We start from the raw sequence: 24378 nt of genomic DNA on the forward strand, positions 1-24378 counted from the left end.
TGGGTTAGCCTGAGTTTTGTGCCGCGCGGTCACGCTCGCGTCGACGGGCCCGGGAAGCGCGCAAGTTCGCAGCGTTGCCGCACGTCTTCACGTTGTGCCATACCCCGCTGTTGTTCTTCGAGCGGTCGTAGAACGTCGACGCGCACTGGTGGTTGTGACACCGCTTGATCCGCCGCCAAGTGCCGTCCTGCTGGCTGAGCAGAATCTCTCCCCAGAGCGCGGAGGCCAGCCAACGCCAGCCGGTACCGGCGGGTTCCAGCCGTACGTCGCCCGTCTTCGACAGCGCAAAAGACGCGGAAATGGCGTCCGCCCTTCGCCCGGTCGGTGGTTCGCCCGCGACCAACTTCGCGATTGTGTCGCGCAGGGAGCGAAGCTTCGCTACATCCGCATCGTCGAGCGGCGGCGACTGCACGTCCAGGCCGCGCAATGCCGACCACGTGCGCACCGCGCCCGCGGCCCAATCACGGGCGAGCGCGGTATCGGCCAGCAGGTCCGGTCCGTACCCCTCGATACCCGTCGTATTGAGGAAGTCCTGGACCAACCCCAAGCCGCCGGGTGCCGGGGCCAGCTGATACCGCTGTGACGCGGACCATGACGATGACATATTCAAATAATACTTGACTATGTCACGGCAGTCAATTATGTTGACAGATACAAAACTATTTCACCTACGTCATTGGGAGCGCATCATGGTTAATGTCAAAGGGTCGACGGTCGTGGTTACCGGCGGCCAGCGCGGACTCGGCAAAGCCGTCGTGGAGGAGTTGTTGGAGCGGGGTGCGGCCAAGGTGTACGCCACAGCGCGGGCGCCCAGGCCCAGCCACGACCCTCGTGTGGTGAGCGTCGAACTGGACGTCACCAAGCCGGATTCGGTTGCGGCGCTGGCTATTACGGCGTCCGATGCTGACATCGTCGTCAACAATGCCGGTATCCTTGGTGCTCCGAAGTTGCTCAGCAGCGACATCGAGGAAGTGCGGGCGGTGTTCGAGACAAATTACTTCGGTGCGCTTCGGGTCGCCAAGGCGTTCGCGCCGATCCTCGCCGACAACGGTGGCGGAGCCCTGGTCGACATCCATTCCGTCTTGTCCTGGGTGGGCGGCTTCGGCGGTTACGGTGACTCCAAGGCGGCTTTCTGGTCGGCGACGAACTCGCTGCGGATCGAGCTCGAGAAGCAGGGCACCGTGGTCACCGGGGTACACCTGGGCTACACCGAGACGGACATGACATCCGGCTTCGACGTGCCCAAGAACGATCCCCGCCAGGTGGCACGGGAAATCGTCGACGGCATCGAGCGGGGAGACGCCGAGGTGCTGGCCGACGACGACACCCGCTATGTCAAAGCGGCGCTGTCCGGACCGGTCGAGGCACTTCGACTGGGGTAAGCGCCATGCCTGATGGCTCGAGGTGCCGGCGACCACGTTGTCGCCGGCACCTCGGCCGCTATCTCCGACAAGTTGTAGAGGTCTGTCCGAAGGCAGATCCCCGTCTTCAGACGGTGGGTCAAGCAGGCCGTGGGGGCCTCACCCAAAAATGGGCTTGCCGCATATCGGACAGACCACCGGGTTACCCCGGTGAAGACCACGATCGCAGCCATCAGAGCACGCTTCGACGGTCAAAGGTCCTCAGCACGTCGGCCCAAGGTCACATCCGTACCGGCGCGGCGCGATTAGGCGCACCCCTCGGGCGACGTGTTTGGATAGCGACATGGAACCTGAACCCCAGGAACGCATTGTGAGCGCCACCCGCGTGATCTCGGCCAGCGCCGATCGGATTTTCGAACTGATCGCCGACCCGTCCCGCCAGCCGAGTTGGGACGGCAACAACAACCTCGCCTCGTCCGCTCCGGGTCAGCGCGTCCACCGGGTCGGTGACGTCTTCAAAACGACGTTGACCAGTGGTGCTGTGCGGGAGAACCACGTCGTGGAATTCATCGAGGGCGCCAAGATCGCCTGGCTTCCAGCGGAACCCAGAAAGCAGCCGCCCGGCCACCTCTGGCGCTGGGAGCTCAACCCGGTTAACGCCACACTCACCAGCGTGACCCACACCTACGACTGGACCGCGCTGACAGACAGGACCCGGCTGGAGAGGGCTCGTTCGACGACGCCCGACATGTTGCGCGAGTCGATGGACCGGCTTGCAGTGCTCGCACAGGCCTCCGATGGAGGGTCGTAGCTATGGCTCTCCCACCACCGGGTAGCGACCGTGCCGCCATCGTCACCGGCGCTTCGTCGGGCATCGGCGAACAGTTCGCCGAGATACTCGCCCGGCGCGGATACCAGGTGGTGCTGGTCGCCCGCAGCGCCGATCGCCTCAAAGAGCTCGCCGAACGGTTGGGCCCGCAAGCGCACCCGCTACCCGCCGACCTGTCTGATCGAACCGCCCGAGCGGGTCTGCCCGACGGCATAGCGGCGCTCGGCCTGGTTCCGGACATCCTGATCAACAACGCCGGGCTGTCCACGCTCGGGCTCGTCGCGAAATCGGTTCCGGAGCAAGAACTTAACCTGGTCGAGGTCGATGTGGCCGCGGTGGTCGACCTGTGCAGCAGGTTCCTGCCGGGAATGGTCGACCGTCGTCGGGGCGCCGTGCTGAACGTGGCGTCGATGGCCGCGTTCGGTCCCGTGCCGGGCCAGGCGGCGTATGGAGCTGCCAAGGCGTTCGTGCTGTCCTACACCCACAGCCTGCGCGGTGAGCTGCGCGGCACCGGGGTCAGCGTGACCGCGCTGTGTCCGGGGCCGGTTGACACCGGATTCGGCGAGGCGGCCGGGTTCACCAAGGAGGAAGCCGACGCGGCCCTGCCGCGGGTCATGTGGATTCCCGCCGAAAAGGTGGCGCAGGCCGGAATCGACGGTCTGGCGGCCGGAAAGGCTGTCGTCGTCCCTGGTCGTGTCAACCGGGTCGCGTCGGCCTTTTTCCGGGTAGCGCCGCCCGAGCTGCTATTGCCGGTGCTGGCACGAAACCACCCGGCCATGAAACGCGCGTAGGACTCAGCCGTTTTTGCCGCGGACCCACTGAAACGTGCCGTAGTTCTTGACCCGGACGCTGACGAATCCGTTGTTTTCCAGGGTGTCGCCGATTTCGTCGTCGTCGAACACGTGCGCTCCGACATTCGGCAGCTTCTGCCAAAACTGGGCGGCCCGCCCGACGGTGGGGACCATGATGGCCAGCCTTCCGCCCGGTCGTAATACCCGTGCGATCTCGGCGAGGGCGGCGGCCGGGTTCGGAACCAGTTGCAACACGGCGGTCGAGACCACGGCGTCGACGGTGTCGTCGCGCAGCGGAAGTCGTTGAGCATCCGCCCTGATGAAGCCGACCTGCGGTCCCGCTTCATTGCGGACGGCGCGTGCCAGCATGGGCTCGGAGATGTCGACGCCCAGGGCCAGTCCGTCCGGGCCGGCCGCGCGTGCCAGCGACGCGGTGACGTTGCCTGGACCCGAGCCGACGTCCAGTGCCACTCCGCCCGCCGGGATGTCCAACCACTCGAGGGGCAGCTGCCATGCGCTGATCAGGCGGCGCGAAAGGGCTTGGGCGTTGTCGTAGAGCATCGACCCGATCGGTGATGCCCACGCCGCCTGGATCGGGCCGGTGTTCTTCGGCAGAGCTTCGTCTGCGGCCGGTTCAGTGCCGAGCAGATCGAGATAGCCCTTGCTCACGTCCGGGTCCGCCGGTGGATCAGCAAGCAGATCCAGCGCCCGGCGCAACGCGGGAGGCAGCGAGATGTGCACGTCGGTCACACGTACTCCTTCGATCAAATACCAAGCTGTAAGCCAGAAATCGGAGTGGGAGTTTCGCGCGCCCTGGCTCCGACGAGTCCCTTGGCAGCCTACGCCGTCCCCGGGGGCCTCGACCGTGTCGAGGATGTGGGGTTCGTTACCGCCTGACGGCGGCGTGCTCGCGTACCAGGGCGTACAGGCGCCACTCACCCGGCACGCCTTTGAGGGCGCTCTCGCCGCGGTCGGCGAACCTGTGTCGCGATCCGGTGACAATGTCGCGCACCGTCGAGGACACCAGTACCTCGCTGGGTCCAGCCAGCGCCGCCACCCGCGCACCGATGTGCACCGCCATGCCCGCGACATCGCTCTTTAAGGTGCCGCGCACCTCGACCTCGCCCGCGTGAATGCCCACCCGCACCTCGATGCCGAGCACTTTGACCGCGTCGACGATTTCGTCGGCGCACGCCAGCGCTGCGCTGGGGCTGCTGAACGTCGCGACGAACCCGTCACCGGCGGTGTTGACTTCCCGCCCACCGAATCGCTGGAGTTGGTGGCGAACGATGCTGTCATGGTTGTCCAGCAGGTCGCGCCACCGGTCATCACCGAGCAGTGCGGCCCGCTCGGTGGAGCTGACGATGTCGGTGAACACGATCGTCGTGAGCAGGCGCTCGGCATCGGAACCGCCCCGCACGCCGGTAATGAACTCCTCGATCTCGTCGAGCATCGGCGCGGTGTCGCCAACCCAGTACAGCGCGTCTTCGCCCGGAAGCTCGACGAAGCGCGATCCGGCGATGCGCTCGGCGAGGTAGAGGCCATGGCCGACCGGGCTGAAGTCCGGGTTGTCGCGATGCAGGATCAGCGTCGGCACGGACACGCGGTCTAGTGTGTCGCGGACATCGGCGTCTCGGATCTTCTTGATGAAGGCACGGGCCATGCTGGGTGACGCGGCCCGGTTGCCCGCGTGATCCCACCACGCGCGAAACGCGTCGTCGTCGGCTACCGCGGGAGCGATGATGCTGAGGACGTCGAAGCCCCGCTCGACGGCATCCGGCTCGATCCCGACCGTCGTGAAGGGATCGGTGGTGTCCACCTCGGTGCCGATCGGGTAGTCGTCAGCACGAAGCGTCCGTGCCGCGCCGTTGAAGATCACCAGGTTGCTTATCCGCTCGGGGAAATCGGCCGCGAGAACGAGTCCGGCCAACGATGTGAAACCGGGGGCGAAAATCGTCGCGCGCTCGCATCCGACCGCGTCCAAGACCGCGATGGCGTCCTGCGCCCACGACTTCGGCCCGATCATGTCCACCGAGGGGACCCGCGACGACAGGCCGATCCCGCGCTGGTCGAACCGGATCACCCGGGCAAAGGACGCCAGACGTCGATGGAAGCGGTACATCGACGGCTCGAGGTCGACGCAGTCGATCGGGATTAATGGCCCCGGCAGCACGAGCAGGTCGATCGGGCCATCGCCGAAGACCTGGTAGGCGATGTCGATCTCGCTGCAACTGGCGTACCGGGTCCTCAGAACCCCAGAAAGCCCAGCCACGGCTCCAGGCTAAAGCAGCTCACCGACAGATCGGGCACGCGCTAGCGGCCGATGATCGGGACCAGATAGCGGGACGCGTAGTCGCGAGCGGCCGCGTGGTCCGACGTGTCGAGGCGGTCGGTGGGAAACACGATGATGCCGAGCGCGACACGCAGCAGGATGTCGGCGATGTTGGCCAGGTCCTGCTCGGGGATGTCAGCCCCGCATCGCCGCAGGGTATGGGCGATGCCATCGGCGAATTGGCCGATCGGGAAGACGTGCGATCGCGAGAACATGCCGAACAGCTCGGGCTCGCTTTCCGCGATCCGGGAATACAGCGGCGAGTCTTGGACAAGGCGCACCCCGAGCGCGAACGCCTCGATCACGGCCTCTCGCGGATCACATCCGGTGGTGGCCTGGTCCAGCGTCTTGAAGAAGAGTTCGGCCTCGCGGCGCACCACGCGTTCGAACAACTCATCCTTGGTCGGAAAGCGTCGGTAAATGGTGCTGCGGCTCACCCCGGCGCGGACCGCGACGTCCTCGATATTCGCCCGGCGAACGCCGTAGGTTTCGAAGACGGTTCGCGCGGTGTCCAGGATGGTGTCGTCGAGATCGGCGGTCGACGCGGTCCCGTTAATGCGCACGTCGGAGCCCATCTCGGACTTCATGATTGGCCCCGTCGTATCCAACTCCACCTGCTTTGCGGACGCACCTAACCCCTTGCTACCTTGGAACAAAGATACTGCTTTGTGTCATTGCTTCACCAACTGAGTGTGTCGCGAGGAGATGGCATGACCGCCCAGCACGACCGGTTGGCCGGGCCGACCGCGGGTGCCCGCTTCGACAGCGGTGTTCGCGAAGCGGTGCCGATGCCCGTCGACGACCCAGAAATCGCGGGCGCCTCGCCGCGGCTGGGGCCCGAGTCCCTGATATGGAAGTTCTACGGGGACCACCGCACGCAATTTTTCGGGTTCCAGCGCACCGCCGGCGTCGAGAACTGCATCGAGCAGCTCGCCCAGGGCGTGCTCGATCACTCGGTGATTTTCAGCGACACCCTGGGCCGGGCCAAGCGAACCGCACCGCCCCTGATGAAAACCGTCTACTCCGAGGACCCGCACGCGTGGGGCCGCAAGGTGCGGGATTTCCACAAGCCGATCAAGGGCACCGTCAGCGACGGCTCGAGGTATCACGCGCTCAATCCCGAGTTGTTCTATTGGGCGCACGCCACTTTCGTCGACCAGGTCCTCTACACCACGGACACGTTCATCCGCCGGTTGTCCCGCGCGGAAAGGGAGCAGATCTTCAACGAGGGCAGGATCTGGTACAGCCTCTACGGGGTCAGCGACCGCGGCCAGCCGCAGACCTATGACGAATTCGTCGCCTATTGGGACGAGATGCTCGACCGGTTCGTCCCGCACAAGACCGTCCTGTACGGCACCGGCTACATCAGGAAAGGCATACCGGGCCCACGTTGGGTGCCCAAGCCGATCTGGAAGATCTTGTCCGCTCCGCTCAACGCCTACACCCGCCTGGTCCTGGTCGGAACCCTGCCCCCGCAGATGCGCGACGTTTGCCAGCTGGAGTGGGATGCCAAGAAGGAGAAGCGATTCCAGCGGTTCGCCGCCGTCATGCGCGCGCTGAATCCGCTCATCAACCGGCTGCCCCTCTGGTTCGTCTACACCCCCTGGGCGGCCAGGGCGTGGCGCCGCGCGGGCGTCGACCCGCGCCGGCTCCACAACCGTGCCGCCGCTTAAATCCGCAGCAGCCGTTCGGCGTTGCCGTGGGCGAGCTTCTCCCGGTCGGCGGCGCTGAGCGTCGTCCGCTCGAACCTTGGACCGCGTCGTAGGAGGACTCGTAGGGGTAGTCGGGCGCGAAAATCGGTGGTTAGCCGTCTCGCTGAAAACCGGTTAGCCACAAAGAATTCGCCGCGGAATAAGACAACGTTCAGTCGTTGTATGCCCGGCACCCCGCAGCACGGTTGTCGGGCCGGTCCTGTGACAGGATCGGTGCATGGCCTCCGTTGATTCCTCGGTCGATTTTTCGCTCTTGGACGTTCCCAGGTCGGTGCCAGTTGACGACCCCGAGGCCTACCTACGCGCGGCGATGGCCTGGCACTTCGGTGAGGACACCGGTTCCCCGTTCTGGTTGCGCACTGCCCGGACACTGGATTTCAACCCGATGACCGACGTCAACACCTTCGCGGATCTGGGCCTGTTTCCCAACCTCGTCAATGAATTGCGCGCTGTGCCGGTGGAGGATCTCATTCCCCGCGGTTATGGATCACCTGCGCCGCTGCCCCAGATATTCGAATCCGGCGGCACCACCGGGGCTCCGAAACGGACCGTGCAGATGCCGGATTGGGTCGCGCAGGTTGTCGAATGGCAAACCGAAGACTTCGCGACCGGTGGCTTTGTGCGGGATCACGGCTTCCTGTGCCTGATGCCGAGCGGCCCCCATGGTGTCGGCTACTTCTCCCGCTTGGTCTCCGAGCGCCTTGGCTCGGTGTTCCACCCGATCGACATCGATCCCCGCTGGGTCAAAAAGGTCGCAGCCCGCAATGTCGCCACGGACGTCGCGGCCTACGTCGACCACGTCCTCGACCAGGGCGTGCACATTCTCCAGACGCAGAATGTGGCGAATTTGCACACCACTCCGCCACTGCTGGAGGCCATCGCCCGCAATGACCACGTGGTTGAATTGGTAAACAAGAAGATCCGCTACCTGCTGCTCAGCGGTGCGCACGTGGATGCCGACACCCTCGACCTGCTTCGGGAAATCTTCCCGGCGACGACGATCACCATGGCCTTCGGCAGCACGATGGTGCTTTCGCAGGCGGTCACCCGAACCACCGATGACGGCTCGTTCGTCTTCGACCCGCGGACACCCTATGTCGCGTTCTGGGTGGTCGATCCCGACACCGGAGAAAGGGTGCCGTACGAACGCCAGGGCCGGGTGGTGATGAACCACATCAGCAGGGGAATGTTCATACCGAACAACCTGGAGCGCGATTTGGCAATCCGGATGCCCGGTCCGGCAGGGCAACTCAGCGATTCGGTCAGTGCGGTGCGGCCCGTGACCACCTTCGAGGGCGAGGCCGTCATCGAAGGCGTGTACTGAATATGGGACGCGAGCGACCAAGTGTTACAGCCGATTTGGTGTGTATCGATGCACTCGGCGTCGGCGGCGAGTACCGCACCCGCAACCGCGAAGTCATCATGAGTACCGGCGGTATTGCTCTCGCCGACCTCAGTATCGTCCCGCCGCTGTATGTTTCGCGCACCATCGACGCACAGCGCCACGTCCGGCCGCTGCCGGTTGCGCAGCGCCAGGCAGCGCTGGCCGATGCGGCCGATGTCTTCGCGAACGCCGTCATCGCAGGACTGGACTTCGAAAGCTATGTGCGCCTGGCCAGCCGGATTTCGGGGCTGCCCATCGCGGTCACCCGCGCCGGGGCGCGCGGCGTGGCCGACGCCGTCGCCTCAGCATTCGATGCGGTGCGGCCGGCTCGGCCCACGGGCGCCGCGCTCGGCTGGCGCGAGGAGCGCACCCGCGACGGCAGTGCGGTGTGGGTGCGGCGCGGTGAGGTGTTCGCGGTGCATGCGGCCGGAAACGGCCCGGGCGTGCACGGCCTCTGGCCGCAGGCGCTCGCGCTGGGCTACCGGGTGGCGGTGCGTCCGTCGCGCCGCGAGCCGCTGACTGCGCACCGGCTGGTAAAGGCCCTGCGCCAGTCGGGATTTCGTCCTGAGGATGCGGCTTACCTGCCGACCGACCATGCGGGCGCCGACGAGATCATCCGGTCGGCCGACCTTGCCATGGTGTACGGCGGTCAGGACGTGGTCGACAAGTACGCCAACGATCCGACGGTGATGGTGAGCGGACCCGGCCGCGCCAAGATCCTGATCACGGCCGACCAAGACTGGCGGGACTACCTGGGCCTCGTCGTCGACTCGATTGCCAACCTGGGTGGGATGGCGTGCGTCAACACCACCGCGGTGCTCTACGAGGGTGACCCCGCCCCCTTGGCGCAGGCGATCGCCGAGCGGTTGGCGGCGATCCAGCCGTTCCCCATCGAGGACGAGCGAGCCATCCTGCCCACTCAGCCGGTCGAGAAGGCGGAGGCGCTGGCGAAGTATCTGGAGGTAAAGGCCGCGGGAACGACGCCGGTGCTCGGTGCCGATCAGGTGGTCGCCACCCTGGGCGGTAGCTGTGCCGCGCTGCGGCCGGCTGTGCACCTGATGACCGCGCCCAGCACCGACAAGCTCAACATCGAGTTGCCGTTTCCGTGCGTGTGGGTGTCGTCATGGTCGCGCGAAGCCGGCATGGAGCCGCTGCGGCATTCGCTGGTCGTTACCGCGATCACCGGCGACGAGGAGCTGATCGACGACCTGCTGGCCGAACCGACGGTCACCAACGTCTACTGCGGCCACCACCCGACCCATTACGCAGCACCGCAAATCCCACATGACGGGTTCCTGGCGGACGTGCTGATGCGCAACAAGGGCTTCATCAGGGACTGACAAGAGCGCTCAGTCGCCGAAGCCTCCGCTTGGAGCCGCGACGACCGTCGGTGGAGCACCGGGACCGCTGGGACCGTTGGGACCGTTGGGACCGTTGTCAAGACGACCGGCCGCAAAAGTCGCTCCCCGGTCGATCATCGCCCCGTCGTCTGCGTACGTGTCGTGCGCGGCGAAATTCATCCCGTCAGAGCAAACCGGGTCCTCGGCAGCGCACACCTTGATGGTCTTCTGCTGATACAGCGGGCCGATCGCGACCGGCGGCTCGCCGAGGAAGTTCATCGCCCGGCCGTTTGGCATCCCGAAGAGGACGACCGAGGTGACGTGGTTAGCAACGTCGGGGTCCATCGGTTTGGGTACGGTCGCAGGATCGACGCCATCCGGGATGGCAGCCGAGGTGACGAAGCCCATCACGGCCGCGCCCTGAGAATATCCGCCGAGCACCATCTTGGTGTTGGGGCAGTCCTTGGCCATCGAAACGACATGAGCGCCCGCGTCTCTGATGCCGTCGAGGCCGGTGTCCCACTCGTTGCTGGCGGGGTAGTTCACCGGATATACGTCGAACGAATGTGCTCCGACGCGCGAGCGCAGGTCGTCGACGAATGCCTGTCCGGTCGGGCCAACACCGGGAGGCTCACCGGTACCGCGGGCGAACACCACCTGCACGTCGGGGCACGGCTCGGCGGAGGCGGACGGGACAGCAGAGGCAAGGACGCAGCCGCTGAGGCCCGAGGCCGCGACTACTGCAGGACCAAGGAAACGAGCGATGTGTCGAGCGGTCATGTGCAAATTGTGCCCGAGTATAAGGTTGGCTAAACAGTGATTTTCCTGGCAATTATTGCACGCTCGTTAAATGCCCGCGCGCCATGACACTTCGTATCTTGTCGCGTGTCGCGCGACTGTCTGGGGGCCCCGACGTCGGTACCCGCGGGTGGTGGCGCGCCGACGACGCCGCGCCGGAGCGCGGGCGGGGACTCCGATGTGGTCTGCTAGCTGTAGCCCGAGTCGAGGCGCGCGACAAAGCCAGAGCCGCACTTGCGGCGTGCAATTCGAAAGTGAATGCGGCAGTCAAGGTGAACGTGATACCACAGGCCTTTAAGCAGCCCTTGGCAGCGGCTACCGACCGATTCGCCAATCCCGCACGGGTGTCGGATCCCGACAAGCTGCGCAGCGCCGCTTCCGGCAAGATCGTGCTGGTGACCGGCGCGTCTTACGGAATCGGCGAGGCGACCGCCCGCAAAATGGCCGCCGCGGGAGCCACCGTGCTGGTTGTCGCCCGGTCGGCGGAAAGGCTCGACGACCTTGCGGCGTCGATCAACGCAGGCGGCGGCCACGCTTTCGCCTACCCGACCGATCTAACCGATGAGTCCGCCGTCAGCGCGCTGACGAAGCAGGTCACCGAGAACCACGGCCCGGTCGACATCGTGGTGAGCAACGCCGGCAAATCGTTGCGTCGCTCGCTGCATCGCCAGTACGACCGTCCGCATGACTTTCAGCGCACGATCGACATCAATTACCTGGGACCGATCTGGCTGCTACTGGGGCTGCTGCCGGCCATGCGCGCAAACGGCGGCGGCCACATCGTGAACGTTTCCAGTGTCGGCGTGCGTGTCGTGCCCGGTCCGCAATGGGGCGCCTACCAGGCCTCCAAGGGGGCTTTCGATCGCTGGCTGCGCAGCGTGGCACCGGAGCTGCACGCCGACGGGGTGGACGTCACAGCGGTCTACTTCGCGCTGGTCCGCACCCGCATGATCGCGCCCACGCCGATCCTGGCTCGACTCCCCGGCTTGTCCGCGGACGAAGCCGCCGACGCGATCGCCAAGGCGGTCATCGAGCGGCCCCGCACCAACGAACCGCCCTGGGTGTGGCCGGCCGAGCTGGCCTCGGTGCTGCTGGCCGGGCCCGCCGATCGCGCGGCCCGGTTATGGCACCGGCGCTTTTTCGCCGATTCCGAGCGCCACGAGGCCCAACGATGACCGCTTTTGTGTCCGAGGATGGCGTGCTCGCCACCGCGGCCCGGGCGTTGCTCCGGTCCGGATTGCTCAGTCCGCCTTCCCCGGTCGCGGGGTTCCGGCTCATTCGGGAGGCGCGCCGGGGCGGTACGAACCCCTACACCCTGTTGGCGGTCACGGCGACCCGGTGGCCACACCGGGCGGCGATAATCGACGATGACGGCGCCCTCGGCTATCGCGAGCTGCTGTTGGCGACCGAATCCCTGGCCCGTGAGTTGTCCGACGGTGGCGTTGGACCCGGTCAAGCCGTGGGGGTCATGTGCCGCAATGGACGGGGCTTCGTCAAGGCCGTCTTCGCCGTCGCCTTGGTGGGCGCCGACGTCGTGCTCGTCAACACGGATTTCCGCATCGACGCGCTGGCGGCCGCGTTGAGCGCACACCAGATCACGACGATGGTCGCCGACAACGAATTCGCCGCGCGGGTGCGCGCCGCTGACGAATCGGTCGCCCTCCTCGACCCGGCGAAGGTCATTGCACACGAGGGTGATCCGCGACCCGGCGTGACCGCACCCGGCCGGATCGTCCTGCTCACCTCGGGCACCACCGGCAAGCCGAAGGGTGTGCCGCGCACACCGCAGCTGCGTTCGGCGGTGGGCGTCTGGGTGACAATTCTTGATCGCACCCGGTTGCGTGCCGGCTCGCGAATCTCGGTGGCGATGCCGATGTTTCACGGGCTGGGGCTGGGCATGCTGATGCTTACGGTGGCCCTCGGCGGCACGGTACTCACCCATCGCCATTTCGACGCCGAGGCCGCGCTCGCGCAGGCATCGCTGCATCGCGCCGACGCGTTCACGGCGGTGCCGGTCGTGCTCGCGCGCATCCTCGACCTACCCAAACGCGTGCGGGCGCGAAACCCGTTGCCGTCCCTGCGAGTAGTGATATCCAGCGGCGACCGGCTCGATCCCAGCCTCGGGCAACGGTTCATGGATGCCTACGGCGACGTCCTCTACAACGGCTACGGCTCCACCGAAGTCGGTATCGGCGCCCTGGCGACACCGGCAGACCTGCGGGACGCTCACGAAACCGTCGGAAAACCGGTGGCCGGCTGCCCGGTATGCATCTTCGACAAAAAGGACAGACCGGTCGGTCCGCGCGTCACCGGGCGCATCTTCGTCGGCGGCGAGCTGGCGAGTGAGGGTTACACGGGCGGCTCGGATGTTGGGGAGGCCAAAGCCGTCGTCGACGGTATGACCAGCACGGGCGACATGGGCTATCTCGACGATGCCGGCCGGCTATTCATCGTCGGTCGCGAAGACGACATGATCATTTCCGGCGGTGAGAACGTCTATCCGCGCGCGGTCGAAAACGCACTCGCCGAACATCCCGACGTCGCCGACAACGCGGTCATCGGTGTTCCCGACGAGCGATTCGGTCATCGGCTGGCCGCGTTCGTGGTCTTGCAGTCGGGGAGCGAGATCGAAGTGCCGACTTTACGAGAGTATCTGAAGGACAAAGTCTCTCGCTTCGAGGAGCCCAGAGACATCCAGATCGTCGACAGCATTCCCCGCAACCCCGCGGGCAAGGTCGTGCGCAAAGAGCTGTCGGTCTGAGGGCATGGCCGCCCGGCCGCGCCGACCATTACCAGAGGTCGCCTATTGGTCCTCTTTGGGTTCGAGCGCGGCGACCCGCTTGGCCAGCCAATTGGGTGCCAGCACCGAGACGGCTGTCGCGCCTGCGGTGGCGCTGATCACGCCCGACCAGGCGACCGGTCCGAGCGGGGTGCAACCGAAGAAATGGCTCACGCCCGGAGTTTGGACGATGGCGACCAACACACCCGCGCTGCCCAGCGCTGTCCCCAGGACGAGCGGGCTGTGGCGGCGCGTCAACAGGGTTTGTGCGAGCTGCGTCGTCACCAGCGCGGTGAGTCCCATTGTGGACGTGCGGCGTTCGGTGCCCGGAGTCCAACGCCCGATGGCCCACGCCGCCGTCGCGCCGGCGGCCGTGACGGCGCCACGGGTGATGATCTGTCGCATGAGCGGTGCGTCGAGTGAAGGCGCCGGTTCGGACAGCGTCGCACGCTGGAACGCACGGTGCAGCTCTTCGGCGTCGCGGTCGACTCCGGCACCGGCCTCTTCGGAAGTCTCTTCGGGCTGGGGGTACTGCGGGGTGACGGCAACCGCAAGCGCGGGAAACATGTCGGTGAGCAAGTTCACCAACAGCAGTTGACGGGTGCCCACCGGCGCTCGGCCGGTGCCCAACGCGGTCCCGATGATGGTGAAGAGCACTTCACCCACGTTGCCGCCGACCAGGATGCTCACCGCGTCCCGTACGCCGCCCCACATGCCGCGGCCTTCGACCAGCGCGTCGAGCAGCACGCCCAGATCCGTGTCGGTCAACACGATATCGGCGGCCCCGCGTGCGGCCGACGAACCGCGACCGCTCACCCCGATGCCCACGTCGGCCATCCGGATTGCGGCAGCGTCATTGGCCCCGTCGCCGACCATCGCGGTTACCTGCCCGCAGGCCTGCAGCGCCGCGACGATCTGTACCTTCTGTTCCGGGCTGACGCGGGCGAAAACCTGTACGTCGGCAGCGACTTTGGCGCGAGCGTCCTCGTCGAGGGCGGCGAGTTCGGCACCGGTCACCTCTTGTGCATCCGATGGCAGCCCCAATTGATGGGCGATCGCCCGTGCGGTCACCGGATGGTCGCCGGTGATCAGCACCACCCTGCGTCCGCACTCCACCAGCGCCTCGATCAGTGGCCGCGCCGATGCTCGCGCGGTGTCGGCCAAACCGACGTAGCCGATCAACTCGAGGTCGTGCGCGGCGGCGTCGACGGCGTCGGCGTCGGTGTCCTCCTCGCCCATCCCGTGCTCCCAGCGGCGCTGCGCCACCGCCAACACCCGCAGTCCCTGCCCGGCCAGGCGCAATACCAAAGACTCCGCATGGTCTCGGTCGGCGTCCGGATCGGCAAAGCGGCAACGCGGCAGGATTTCCTCCGGAGCACCTTTGGCTATCAGCATCGGTTTTGCCCTAGCGCTCAAGGTGCCGATCGCGGCGGAATACCCACGACTGGACTCGAACGGTACCTCCGCCAGCACGTTCCACTTCGAAGCCCATTGGCCGTCAATGGAATTGGCCGTCGTGAGGATTGCCTCGTCGGTGGCATGCGCATGCCCCTGCCCGTTATGGGGCTGGGTGCTGCTGCGGGCGGCGGCCTGCAACACCTCTGCGGCCCTCGGGTCGGTCGCCTTGGGGAATGGATCCGCCGCACTGGCCCCGTGCGGCACGCCACACACCACGCGCAGATGGTTTTCGGTGAGTGTGCCGGTCTTGTCGAAACACACCGTCTGGACGCGGCCCAAGGCTTCCACGGCACGTGGCGTGCGGACCAGCGCTCCACGCCGCGACAGCCGCTGGGCGGCGGCAAGCTGGGCCAGGGTGGCCACCAGCGGCAGGCCCTCGGGCACGGCCGCCACCGCAATTGCGACGCCGTCGGCGACAGCCTGACGCAGCGTCGCGCGGTGCGCCAAGGCCAAGCCCGCCACCGTTGCGCCGCCGGCAAGCGTCAGCGGAAGGACCTTGCCGGTCAACTCGCGCAACCTGGCCTGCACACCGGCCGCCGACTCGACGTCGGCGATCGCCGAAATCGCGCGCTGCGCAGCGGTGCCGGCACCGGTCGCCACGACGATCGCCCGGGCATGCCCGGCGACGATGGTGCTTCCCTCGAACAGCATGCTGGCCCGATCGGCATCGGCGACCGCGACCGGCTCAACCTGCTTGTCCACCGGCAGCGACTCGCCGGTGAGGAACGATTCGTCGACTTCGAGGTCTTCGGCCACCAGCAGGCGCGCATCCGCCGGTACCACCTCCGGCGCGGCCAGGTCGATGATGTCACCCGGGCGCAGCGATTTCGCGCTCACCGTCACCGTTCGCTCGGTGGTCCGGGCCGCTTCCAGCCGGCGGTGCGCCGTCGCCACCGTGGGGAGAACCACGCGGCGCGCGTGTTGGTCCTGTTCGGCGAACAGCTCGGCGACCGCGGCCTCGGCCCGCAACCGTTGCAACCCACCGGCCAGTGCGTTGGCGGTCATCACGCCCGTGACCAGCAACGCGTCGACGCTGCTGCCGACGATCGCCGAGGCCGCCGCTCCCACGGCCAGGATGGGGGTCAGTGGATCGGCGAGCTCGGCCCGCGTCGCCCCGAGCAGCCGACCCACTTGGGTTGCCGGTCCGCGCAGCGGCGCCACGACAGGGTTGTAGGACAGGTCGTCCAGAAGCTGTCGCCAGGGCGCGCCACCGGGTTCGACGGCCAGGGGACGCGTGCGGCTGGCCAGCCGGGAATAGACGATCTCGGGGTCCAGGGCATGCCATGCGGTCACCGGCTGCGGCGTGGGATCGGGCAGCCGGAGCACCCTGGTGGCCGAGAAGGTTCCCTGTATCAAAGCGGCCGCGGCGGCGGCGTTGACCGGATTGAGCCAACGCTGTATCGCGAACGGGCTGGCGGTGCGCGGGTCACCGGTGACCAGCAGCAGCCCGGCCAGGGTGCTGCCGCCCTTTGCAAGACGCACCGCCGATTCCGTGGCCTCCCGGGCTACCGGCAGCGCCGACAAAATCCGCACCGCCGCGGCCAGGTCGGTACCGGTGATGATGTCCGCTGACCACGGTGTCGCGGCTTGCGGATCGTCGAGTGCCACCCCAACGTCGGCGATGGCCAGCGCCGCCAGCGTGTCGGTCGATGCGAAGTCCCGGTGCACTGCGGTGATCAGCAACACGGGTCCGCGATCCGTCCGCAGGTCACGCACCAACTTCAGCAACGGCGTGCCCGCCGGATGAGTCACCGCGACGCTGGCGGTCAGATCCTCGGTCCCCGCAACGTGGCGCAAAACCACGCGGGCTCCGGTTCGGTGCGCGATCTGCAGCAGCGGGATCGCGAACGGGTCGACCTCCCATCCCACGTCGACGCTGCCCACGCGTTCGCCATCGACCACCAGGTCGGCATGTTCGAGACCCTGCGCGGGCGCCGCCGACGGCTCCTGCGCCCGAATCCAGCGCAGGCGAGCTCCGGTGGCCGGTAGCTCATCGGGGTCGGGCTCGGGTGCCTCCTCACCGTGCAGCAGCGCGTCGGCGACCTCATAAACCCGGTCCTCGTCCCAGCCGGGTACGTCTCCCCGCGCCTCCAGCACGGCGCGGTTGTCGCCGCGCAGCGCTGCCCCGTCGATGACGACCACCTTCACGCGATCCAGCCGGCGCAGGGCGCCCGGGTCCAGGATCAGTTGTCCGGCGTTGGCGAGCCCGCGGCCCAGTACGGCGGCGAACGTCTGCCGGCCCACGTGCGCCGCTCTGGGCACGCCGGCCAGCAGCGCGCCCGCCGCGTCGTCGGGGCCGCCTCCGGCCAGCAGAGCACCGGCCGCCGCAAGCAGCGAGGCGTTCGCGGCCTGACCGGCATACTCCTCCACCGGCCCCGCCATCGATCCCTTCGCGGTGTCGATTGCGGCGTCGATGGCCCCACCGACCACGACGTGGGAAGCGTCACCCGCGGCCGCGGCCGCCCAGTTGTGCCGTGGTTCCTGCGACTTGGGTCCGGCCGACGAGATGACGGGGACCACAGGGGCTTGCGGCCGTTTAGGCGAGGCCAGTTCCGGCTCGCGCTCTCGCCATCTCTGGCGATGAGCCGCCGCCTCGGAGACCTGAAGGCTGCGTTGCGCCAGGTCCATCAGTGGTGTGCCGACCGCCTGGGTCAGGCCGTTGGCCAAGGCGGTCGAAGCGCTGAGTGCGATGTCGGTGCCGACTCGACCCAGCCGTGACTCCAGCACGGCCACCACCCGCGGTTGGTGATTCAGCAGAGCGGCCGCAGCACGGGCGCTTCGCGGCGCGACGGGCAATCGGCCCAGCCAGCCGGTGACCGCGACGCCGATCGCCATGGCGTCCATCGCCGCAGCGGAGAACGGGACGAGAATCGCCAACGGGTTGCCCGGGTCGGCGAATGGTGCGGTCCGGGGCGCCGACTTCGGTCCCGTCGTAGCCAGGTCGGCGGCCACTTCACAAACCGTTTCCCGCACCTCGTCCAAGACGCGGCCACTGTCCGCTCCGCTCTCGAATTCGACGACAAGCCGGCCAAGTGAGCCCTCGACGTGGGCCGAGGCCACCCCGGCAATCCTGCGGACCGGTTCCTCGACTACCGCCGCATGCTCGTGCCAGCGGGGGAACGGCAGCAGTGGATCCAGGTCCAGATGCACGCGCCGCCCGCTCTGCCAGCGCACGGGCGGCGTGACGCCGTTTGAGGAGCCGTTCGAGGAATTGCTTATCCCAATCGCGCGCCCCGTCGTTTGAGCCATCGACTGCATCACCGGGTTGGCGAGCTCCACGACCGGGCTGGCCAGCATCTGCACGGCGCCCGCCGCGCCGGCCGCGGTGGACACGCCGGCCCGCACTACCTGTGCGGCTCCGCCGGTCACGCCCGCGACGACGCTGGCCACACCCGGAATCTTCACTCCGTCACCCTTCGATTGCATCTAACGCGCCTAATAATCCTGGCGTGTCAGGGACCTGTCCATATATGGGCAGGAAGAACGGCCGTGCGATGACACCAGTGACGCTGGCGGCTCGGGATTCGCTCAAGTTAGCCGGGGTGCAATCGCTTCCCTGGCAGAAAGGTTACCGGGTTAAGGGCACAACCAAACGTGCTGAACGAGCGTGCGTCGCGGAAGACGGTGGTCGCGGTGACTCAGCGGTCAGGGCGTTGCGTGGGTTCGGGGGTGCGCGGCCGCACGACCAACCCACGACCAACCCTTGGAGGCCCGGGGCACACAACGACCGGAACACTCCGTTGTATTTATCCGCCGAACAATTGGTGTTCTCGGCCGCGGCTTCGCATTTGCAGAAGTCACTGCGTACGCCGAATAGCGTGAATGCGTGGTAGCCGTCGATAGGCCACGAATCGCAGTGTTGTTTTAGAAAGTCCTGCTACAAAATTCGGTGGTGTGCCCTGCCGAAGTGGTACCCGGCGGGGAAGGATTTCTCGATGACTTGCAGCTGATGGTCCACTCTGGACTCGAGTTCGAGGACCACGCAGCTGTCGCCGACGGCTTTCGACTCGAGCACTATGTACCGCTGACCGCCACCGTTGACATCGGTGATGGGGTCGCCTGAGTGCAATTTTTCGACGGGCACCAATTCCGGGGTTCCGTGTGACTCCACCCATGCCACGTTAGGTCAATTCCGCGAGTGAGGGAATAGTTCGCTTACCGGGTGCGAATGTCGTGAACCATCTGATCGCCGCGGAAATCGTGCGGCACCGCTAGGGCGTGGCGGCCCCACGCTGCTTGAAAAACACGCTGACGTGAGAGATCAGGCCGTCGTTGCCCTGCTCGAAGAGGATGCATTCGGGCCAGGTTGCGGGAACGCCGTCGATCTCGAACGTCTCAGTCAACTCGACGTATGACACCCGCGAATTCACGTGCGACACTCGCTGAACTTCCACCCGGTGGCCCATGAGATCGGTAAGTACCTTGCGCAGGTAGGCGACGTAGTGCCGCTTGCCCTCGACGACGTCGCAGAACGGTCCCTCGCGGGTCAAGCCTTCGTCCGCGATCGTTGCGGCCAGGCCATCCCAATCGTGCGCGGCCAGGCACTCCAGGTAGCGCTCAACCGTGCCGGTGCCGGCCCCAGTCACATCGGTGACTCCACGGAAAACACAGTAGGGCAACGCAGCGGTCGAAGGAAACACCAGGAACACCTTCGATAAAGCGCCGCACGGCGGCGGTCGACGGGGGCAACAATGGTGCGATGAGTGCACCCAGCGCACCGCAGTCGCCGCCCGCGGCGCCGACCTGTTACCGCCATCCCGGCCGCCAGACCTACGTCCGCTGCAACCGCTGCGAACGGTACATCTGCGCGGACTGCATGCGCGACGCCGCGGTCGGTCACCAGTGTGTGGAGTGCGTTGCGGCGGGTGCCCGAACGGTTCGACAGCCGCGGACGCGTTTTGGCGGGCGGCAGCGGTCGGCCACGCCGGTGGTCACCTATGCGCTGATCGCGATCAACGTCATGACTTTCGTCGTGGAGATGGCGTCGGGGGACCTGGAGAAGCAACTAACGCTGTGGCCACCGGCCGTCGCCGACGGTCAGCTGTACCGACTGGTGACCGCGGCGTTCTTGCACTACGGCGCAACGCATTTGCTGCTGAACATGTGGGCGCTGTATGTCGTGGGTCCGCCGCTCGAGATGTGGCTGGGCCGACTGCGCTTCGGCGCGCTGTACGCGTTGAGCGGGCTGGGTGGCTCGGTGCTGGTCTACCTGCTGTCGCCGCTCAACACCGCGACGGCGGGAGCTTCGGGCGCAATTTTCGGCCTTTTCGGTGCCACATTCGTCGTGGGAAGGCGGCTGGCCCTCGACGTCCGCTGGGTTGTCGCAGTCATCGTGATCAACTTGGTCTTCACCTTCGTCATTCCGGCGTTCAGTTCGCAGCAGATCAGCTGGCAGGGACACGTGGGCGGGCTCGTTACGGGCGGGTTGGTCGCCGCGGCCTACGTTTATCCGCCGAGGGAAAGCCGGAACCTGATCCAGGCCGCGGTGACGATCGGCTTCCTGGCCGTGTTTGCCGGGCTGATCTGGTGGCGCACAGCCGATCTCCTCGCGCAGTTCGGCGGGCCGCTCAACCTGGGCTGACCGGCGTTGGCCGGGTTGGGTTGCCGGGTAGGTTGTCTTCCATGAGTTGGTGGGTCGCCCACGCCGAACGGACGCTGTCCGAAGAGGTACCCGCGCCACCGGGCGACGTCCGCGATTTCTACGTGGATCTGGACAACATCAAACTCGTGCACCCGCTGATCGTGTCCGTGCAAGCCACGTCGCGTACCGAGACGCCGGACGGCTACCTGCAGAGCTACCGGGTGATAGATCGGATTCCGTTGGGGCCGTTCACTATGCGAATCACCTACCGGGCGCGGCTGCACGTCCCCGCCGATGGTGACGTGATCACCGAGGCCGACCAGTCCCCCGGGGTGCACCTGCGCGGAACCGTGAGTTTTGCGCCGACCGACGGCGGCACCCGTCTGACCGAGCGGATACGGATAGCCGCGCCCAGGCCGCTGGCCCCGATGACGACGCGCGAGGCGGTCAAGGCGCACATCGCGATGCTGGCGGGCATCCGGCGCCACTTCGAATCCGCGTGAACGGCCTGGGTTCGACGCTCTAGCATGACCGCCGTAGCCCGTGTGCGGTCCCTGCGCCCGTTTGGCCGCACACCATCGTCAAGGAGGTTGCAATGAAGTGTCGTGCCGCTGTGCTGCGCGGGGTCGGCAGGGACTGGGAGGTCCGCGACGTTGACCTTGACCCGCCGCACAGGGGTGAAGTCCTGGTACGGATGGCCGTTGCCGGAATTTGCCACTCCGATGAGCATCTGTTCACCGGCGACGTGGTGCCGACCCCCGAGGTGCTGGCCGCAAGCGGTCTGCCGGCGCCAGACTGGTTCCCGCTGCTCGGTGGTCACGAGGGCGCTGGTGTCGTCGAAGATGTAGGTCCGGCCGTGACGACGGTGCAACCGGGGGACCGAGTGGCGATGTCGTTCATTCCCGCGTGCGGTAATTGCCGATTTTGTGTCAACGGTCAGAGCTACATCTGCGATGCCGGCGCGAGTCTGTTCGTGAAGGAGATGCCCACCGACGGAACGTGTCGCCGGCATCTCGGCGATGAAAACCTGTTGGCTTATGGTCAACTCGGCACGTTCGCGGAGTATGCGGTGCTATCGGAACGGTCCGTCATCAAGATCGACGACGCGATCCCGTTCCATGCCGCCTCGCTGGTCTCGTGCGGTGTCAGCACGGGCTGGGGCTCGGCGACGGTCTCGGCCGGCACCGAACCTGGCGATACCGTCGTCGTGATCGGCATCGGCGGCGTCGGGATGAACGCCCTGCAAGGAGCGCGCGCAGCCGGTGCAACCTATGTGGTCGGAGTGGATCCCATTGAGTACAAGCGGGATTCGGCCAAGATCTTCGGTGCCACGCATACCGCCGCCTCCGCCGAGGAGGCGATACCGCTGGTAAAGGACATCACGGCGGGCTTGATGGCCGACCGCGTGGTTGTGACTCCCGGCGTTGTGCATGTGGACTTGATCCCGCTGGCGATGACGCTGCTTCGGAAGGGCGGGACGTGCGTGGTCACCGGCATTACCCCTTTCACCGAGCCGCTGGTTCCGCTGGTCCTGCAGGAGATGGTGCTGTCGGCCAAACAACTCAAAGGAGCGCTCTACGGCGGGATGAATCCCCGCACGAGCGTGCCGATGCTCTTGTCAATGTATCGGGCCGGCGCTTTGAAACTCGACGAGTTGGTCACCCGCCACTACACGCTCGACCAGATCAACGAGGCGTTCGCGGACCTGCGGGAAGGCCGCAACATTCGCGGCATTGTCGATTTCGCCGGCCTCTAATCAACCCGGCTCAACCCAGTCGGTGGAGGGAAGTCCAGCGCCGCAAAGAGATTTACCGCGCGATCCACTCCGATGACAACGCGAACTCGGAAAGATACTTCGTCGAGCTCCACCCGCCGTCGACAACGATCGTTTGCCCATTGATGAAACTTGCGCCCGGCGAGCACAAGAACGCGACGGTGCTGGCAGTGTCATCGATGGTGCCCAACCGCTGATGCGGGGTCATCTCGGTGTTGATCTTGCGGAATCGCTCATCCTTTAAGCGTTTCTCGACCATCTGTGTCAGCGTCACACCGGGCGCGACTGCGTTGCAGCGGATGCCGGATGCCCCGTATTGGCAGGCGATGTGGGTGGTCAGCGCGGTCAGCCCGCCCTTGGCCGCGGAGTAGGCGCCGCCGCGCAGTCCGCCGATGACCGCGAAAGTCGATGTGATGTTGATGATCGCCGATCCGGGTCCCATATGTGGCAGCACGTCGCGCGCGAGCCTGAACGGCGCGCGGAGCATCAAATCCAGGAAATGGTCCAGTGTTTCGTCGTCGGTTTCGTGTAGCGGCTTGGGGTTGCCCACTCCGGCGTTGTTGATCAGGAAGTCGATGTGACCCCACCGGGCGACCGCGAGGTCCACGATGCGTCGCGGCGCGTCGTCATGGGTCAAGTCGACAGCGATTGTTGCGACGCGATCCGGATCGCTGATAGACCCGACAGCCTTTTCCAGCCCGGCCAACCGGTCCTGATCGCGGCCCGTGCCGACGACCGCCATGCCCATCTCGGCAAGTTTTGTTGCACATCCGAAGCCGATGCCGCTGCTTGCTCCCGTTACGATTGCGACCTGCATCTCACCCATCCGCCTTTGTCTCCGCCTGTGTTAAAGCCGCTCGGATTCGATGCTTCAGCACCTTACCGGCGTCGTTCTTCGGCAACGTGTCCCAGATGACCACTTGTTCTGGCGCCTTGAATTTCGCGACGCCCTTGCTCTTCAGCAGCGCAAGCAGGCTCGCGACGTCCGGCCTCGCCGTACCCGCGGGCACGATCACAGCGCAAGCCCGTTCTCCGGTGCGCTCGTCGGGCAGCCCGATGACCGCGATTTCCGCGATGCCGGGGTGGTCGGCGAGCAGGTCCTCGACTTCCTTGGCCGAGATGTTCTCACCGTGGCGGATGATGACGTCCTTGGCCCTGCCGGTCACGACGAGATACTGGTCATCGACCCAGCGCCCAAGATCTCCGGTGCGGAAAAACCCTGCGGCATCGAAAGAATCGACGTCGTCCTCGGGATGCCGGTAACCCAGCAGCATCTGCGGGCCGCGCACACAGATTTCACCGTCACCGGCCGGCGCGGCTTCGTGTGCGACGAGTCTGATCTCGGCGATGCCGGGCCTTCCGTCGGTGCCCGCGGCGTGGTCGGCTTCGTCTCGCCGAGGTGCGCCGATGGTCGCGACGGGCACTTCCGTGCAGCCGTACACCCGGGTGACCACCGCCTGGTCGAAATACTGTGCGGCGCGGTGGATCAGCGAAGGCGACACGGACGCGCCGCCGCAGATGAACACCTTCAAGTCGGGCAGGCGGGTGCCAGCGCGCTCGGCGGCGGACAACAGCTGCTGCAGAAAGGGTGTGGCCCCGGCCATGTGGGTGCACCGCTCGCTGTTCATCAGCGCGATGGCCGCTGACGGATCCCACCGGTCCATCAAGACCGCGGTCGTGCCTAGCAGCAGCGGGCATTCGAACGCGTAAATCGATCCGCCGATGTGGGCGATCGGCGACGGGACCAGGAAGGTGTCGCCCGGGTCGACCATCCAGTGGTCGCGGATCTGGCGGATCAGCGCATGCATCGAATTATGGCTGTGCAGGACGCCTTTGGGGCGGCCTGTGGTGCCGGATGTGTAGAGGGCCATCCGGACGGCGTCGGGATTCAGCGCCGGCAGCTGCGCGCCATCCAGCCGATGCTGTAGCAGCGCCGGGTACGGCGTGTGTGGACCAGCTTCGCCGCGCAGCACCACGACTTTGGGCGCCGGCGTCATCGACGTGGTCACGCGTGCGAGCATCGCCGCGTAGTCATGGCCGCCGAATTGGTGCGGCACGAAAATCACCGCGGTTCGGACATCTTCGAGGATGAAGCGGACTTCTTGATCGCGCAGCGACGGCAGGATCGGGTTCACCACCATCCCGGCGAGCGTCGCGGCCAGGTAGATGACGGCGGCCTCGTGCCAGTTCGGCAGCATGAACGACACGACGCTGCCGGCCGGCATGCGCGCCAGCAGGG

21 protein-coding genes are annotated in these 24378 nt (G+C 66.5%); 11 read left to right on the plus strand and 10 right to left on the minus strand.

Annotation, left to right across the window (positions count from 1 at the left end):
* Positions 1–4: 4 nt before the first annotated feature.
* Positions 5–604 carry a CGNR zinc finger domain-containing protein gene (locus ACLP4W_RS12075; RefSeq protein WP_442386354.1) on the minus strand — a complete coding sequence of 200 codons (600 nt, stop codon included), beginning with the start codon at positions 602–604 and terminating at the stop codon, positions 5–7.
* Positions 605–689: 85 nt separating this feature from the next.
* Between ACLP4W_RS12075 and ACLP4W_RS12080 the strand changes: the two genes are divergently transcribed.
* From ACLP4W_RS12080 to ACLP4W_RS12090, 3 genes are all read left to right on the plus strand, one after another.
* Positions 690–1382: an SDR family oxidoreductase gene (locus ACLP4W_RS12080; RefSeq protein WP_442386355.1), complete on the plus strand. Its 693-nt coding sequence runs from the start codon at positions 690–692 to the stop codon at positions 1380–1382.
* A 322-nt stretch (positions 1383–1704) separates the two neighbouring features.
* Positions 1705–2172, plus strand: a complete 468-nt coding sequence (locus ACLP4W_RS12085) for an SRPBCC family protein (protein ID WP_442386356.1) — start codon at positions 1705–1707, stop codon at positions 2170–2172.
* 2 nt (positions 2173–2174) lie between these two features.
* Positions 2175–2981 (plus strand): SDR family NAD(P)-dependent oxidoreductase, encoded by an 807-nt coding sequence (locus ACLP4W_RS12090; protein ID WP_442386357.1) that lies wholly within the window; start codon positions 2175–2177, stop codon positions 2979–2981.
* Positions 2982–2984: 3 nt separating this feature from the next.
* On the opposite strand, the gene ACLP4W_RS12095 is transcribed toward ACLP4W_RS12090, so the two are convergent.
* From ACLP4W_RS12095 to ACLP4W_RS12105, 3 genes are all read right to left on the minus strand, one after another.
* Complete coding sequence (locus tag ACLP4W_RS12095) at positions 2985–3731, minus strand: methyltransferase domain-containing protein (RefSeq protein WP_442386358.1); 747 nt, start codon at positions 3729–3731, stop codon at positions 2985–2987.
* Between the two features lie 136 nt (positions 3732–3867).
* A complete protein-coding gene (locus ACLP4W_RS12100; RefSeq protein WP_442386359.1) occupies positions 3868–5253 on the minus strand; it encodes an adenylate/guanylate cyclase domain-containing protein in 1386 nt (461 codons plus the stop codon).
* Between the two features lie 41 nt (positions 5254–5294).
* Positions 5295–5900, minus strand: coding sequence for a TetR/AcrR family transcriptional regulator (locus tag ACLP4W_RS12105; RefSeq protein ID WP_442386360.1), 606 nt, complete (start codon positions 5898–5900; stop codon positions 5295–5297).
* Positions 5901–6023: 123 nt separating this feature from the next.
* On the opposite strand from ACLP4W_RS12105, the gene ACLP4W_RS12110 reads away from it, so the two are divergent.
* The 3 genes from ACLP4W_RS12110 (at position 6024) to ACLP4W_RS12120 (ending at position 9749) form a co-directional block, all read left to right on the plus strand.
* A complete protein-coding gene (locus ACLP4W_RS12110; RefSeq protein WP_442386361.1) occupies positions 6024–6986 on the plus strand; it encodes an oxygenase MpaB family protein in 963 nt (320 codons plus the stop codon).
* A gap of 256 nt (positions 6987–7242) precedes the next feature.
* Positions 7243–8349 (plus strand): phenazine antibiotic biosynthesis protein, encoded by a 1107-nt coding sequence (locus tag ACLP4W_RS12115; protein WP_442386362.1) that lies wholly within the window; start codon positions 7243–7245, stop codon positions 8347–8349.
* A gap of 35 nt (positions 8350–8384) precedes the next feature.
* Positions 8385–9749: an aldehyde dehydrogenase family protein gene (locus ACLP4W_RS12120; RefSeq protein ID WP_442386378.1), complete on the plus strand. Its 1365-nt coding sequence runs from the start codon at positions 8385–8387 to the stop codon at positions 9747–9749.
* A 9-nt stretch (positions 9750–9758) separates the two neighbouring features.
* On the opposite strand, the gene ACLP4W_RS12125 is transcribed toward ACLP4W_RS12120, so the two are convergent.
* Positions 9759–10529 (minus strand): cutinase family protein, encoded by a 771-nt coding sequence (locus ACLP4W_RS12125; protein ID WP_442386363.1) that lies wholly within the window; start codon positions 10527–10529, stop codon positions 9759–9761.
* A 290-nt stretch (positions 10530–10819) separates the two neighbouring features.
* On the opposite strand from ACLP4W_RS12125, the gene ACLP4W_RS12130 reads away from it, so the two are divergent.
* Together ACLP4W_RS12130 and ACLP4W_RS12135 are read left to right on the plus strand one after the other, a co-directional pair.
* Positions 10820–11722: an SDR family NAD(P)-dependent oxidoreductase gene (locus tag ACLP4W_RS12130; protein WP_442386379.1), complete on the plus strand. Its 903-nt coding sequence runs from the start codon at positions 10820–10822 to the stop codon at positions 11720–11722.
* Positions 11719–13308: an AMP-binding protein gene (locus tag ACLP4W_RS12135; RefSeq protein WP_442386364.1), complete on the plus strand. Its 1590-nt coding sequence runs from the start codon at positions 11719–11721 to the stop codon at positions 13306–13308. Before ACLP4W_RS12130 ends, ACLP4W_RS12135 begins: the two co-directional genes overlap by 4 nt.
* 42 nt (positions 13309–13350) lie before the next feature.
* Here the strand turns inward: ACLP4W_RS12135 and ACLP4W_RS12140 are convergent, their stop codons facing one another.
* The 3 genes from ACLP4W_RS12140 to ACLP4W_RS12150 all read right to left on the minus strand — a co-directional run bounded on the left by ACLP4W_RS12140 (position 13351) and on the right by ACLP4W_RS12150 (position 19370).
* Positions 13351–18189 carry an HAD-IC family P-type ATPase gene (locus ACLP4W_RS12140; RefSeq protein WP_442386380.1) on the minus strand — a complete coding sequence of 1613 codons (4839 nt, stop codon included), beginning with the start codon at positions 18187–18189 and terminating at the stop codon, positions 13351–13353.
* 472 nt (positions 18190–18661) lie between these two features.
* A complete protein-coding gene (locus ACLP4W_RS12145) occupies positions 18662–18895 on the minus strand; it encodes a hypothetical protein (protein WP_442386365.1) in 234 nt (77 codons plus the stop codon).
* Positions 18896–18995: 100 nt separating this feature from the next.
* Positions 18996–19370, minus strand: a complete 375-nt coding sequence (locus ACLP4W_RS12150; RefSeq protein WP_442386381.1) for a nuclear transport factor 2 family protein — start codon at positions 19368–19370, stop codon at positions 18996–18998.
* A gap of 113 nt (positions 19371–19483) precedes the next feature.
* Between ACLP4W_RS12150 and ACLP4W_RS12155 the strand changes: the two genes are divergently transcribed.
* From ACLP4W_RS12155 to ACLP4W_RS12165, 3 genes are all read left to right on the plus strand, one after another.
* Positions 19484–20365, plus strand: coding sequence for a rhomboid family intramembrane serine protease (locus tag ACLP4W_RS12155; protein WP_442386366.1), 882 nt, complete (start codon positions 19484–19486; stop codon positions 20363–20365).
* Positions 20366–20406: 41 nt separating this feature from the next.
* A complete protein-coding gene (locus tag ACLP4W_RS12160) occupies positions 20407–20868 on the plus strand; it encodes an SRPBCC family protein (RefSeq protein WP_442386367.1) in 462 nt (153 codons plus the stop codon).
* A 92-nt stretch (positions 20869–20960) separates the two neighbouring features.
* Positions 20961–22121: an NDMA-dependent alcohol dehydrogenase gene (locus ACLP4W_RS12165; RefSeq protein ID WP_442386368.1), complete on the plus strand. Its 1161-nt coding sequence runs from the start codon at positions 20961–20963 to the stop codon at positions 22119–22121.
* A gap of 52 nt (positions 22122–22173) precedes the next feature.
* Here the strand turns inward: ACLP4W_RS12165 and ACLP4W_RS12170 are convergent, their stop codons facing one another.
* Positions 22174–22965 carry an SDR family NAD(P)-dependent oxidoreductase gene (locus tag ACLP4W_RS12170; protein WP_442386369.1) on the minus strand — a complete coding sequence of 264 codons (792 nt, stop codon included), beginning with the start codon at positions 22963–22965 and terminating at the stop codon, positions 22174–22176.
* Positions 22958–24378: AMP-binding protein (locus ACLP4W_RS12175; RefSeq protein WP_442386370.1), on the minus strand; the 1421-nt coding region annotated here is incomplete at its 5' end. The genes ACLP4W_RS12170 and ACLP4W_RS12175, both read right to left, overlap by 8 nt.

This window comes from Mycobacterium sp., assembly GCF_052145595.1.
GTDB lineage: Bacteria > Actinomycetota > Actinomycetes > Mycobacteriales > Mycobacteriaceae > Mycobacterium.

What these genes read in the sequence shown, in the direction of transcription:
- ACLP4W_RS12075 (WP_442386354.1), bottom strand. Translation starts at nt 604, where the DNA reads ATGTCATCGTCATGGTCCGCGTCACAGCGGTATCAGCTGGCCCCGGCA.
- ACLP4W_RS12080 (WP_442386355.1), top strand. Translation starts at nt 690, where the DNA reads ATGGTTAATGTCAAAGGGTCGACGGTCGTGGTTACCGGCGGCCAGCGC.
- ACLP4W_RS12085 (WP_442386356.1), top strand. Translation starts at nt 1,705, where the DNA reads ATGGAACCTGAACCCCAGGAACGCATTGTGAGCGCCACCCGCGTGATC.
- ACLP4W_RS12090 (WP_442386357.1), top strand. Translation starts at nt 2,175, where the DNA reads ATGGCTCTCCCACCACCGGGTAGCGACCGTGCCGCCATCGTCACCGGC.
- ACLP4W_RS12105 (WP_442386360.1), bottom strand. Translation starts at nt 5,900, where the DNA reads ATGAAGTCCGAGATGGGCTCCGACGTGCGCATTAACGGGACCGCGTCG.
- ACLP4W_RS12110 (WP_442386361.1), top strand. Translation starts at nt 6,024, where the DNA reads ATGACCGCCCAGCACGACCGGTTGGCCGGGCCGACCGCGGGTGCCCGC.
- ACLP4W_RS12115 (WP_442386362.1), top strand. Translation starts at nt 7,243, where the DNA reads ATGGCCTCCGTTGATTCCTCGGTCGATTTTTCGCTCTTGGACGTTCCC.
- ACLP4W_RS12125 (WP_442386363.1), bottom strand. Translation starts at nt 10,529, where the DNA reads ATGACCGCTCGACACATCGCTCGTTTCCTTGGTCCTGCAGTAGTCGCG.
- ACLP4W_RS12135 (WP_442386364.1), top strand. Translation starts at nt 11,719, where the DNA reads ATGACCGCTTTTGTGTCCGAGGATGGCGTGCTCGCCACCGCGGCCCGG.
- ACLP4W_RS12155 (WP_442386366.1), top strand. Translation starts at nt 19,484, where the DNA reads ATGAGTGCACCCAGCGCACCGCAGTCGCCGCCCGCGGCGCCGACCTGT.
- ACLP4W_RS12160 (WP_442386367.1), top strand. Translation starts at nt 20,407, where the DNA reads ATGAGTTGGTGGGTCGCCCACGCCGAACGGACGCTGTCCGAAGAGGTA.
- ACLP4W_RS12165 (WP_442386368.1), top strand. Translation starts at nt 20,961, where the DNA reads ATGAAGTGTCGTGCCGCTGTGCTGCGCGGGGTCGGCAGGGACTGGGAG.
- ACLP4W_RS12170 (WP_442386369.1), bottom strand. Translation starts at nt 22,965, where the DNA reads ATGGGTGAGATGCAGGTCGCAATCGTAACGGGAGCAAGCAGCGGCATC.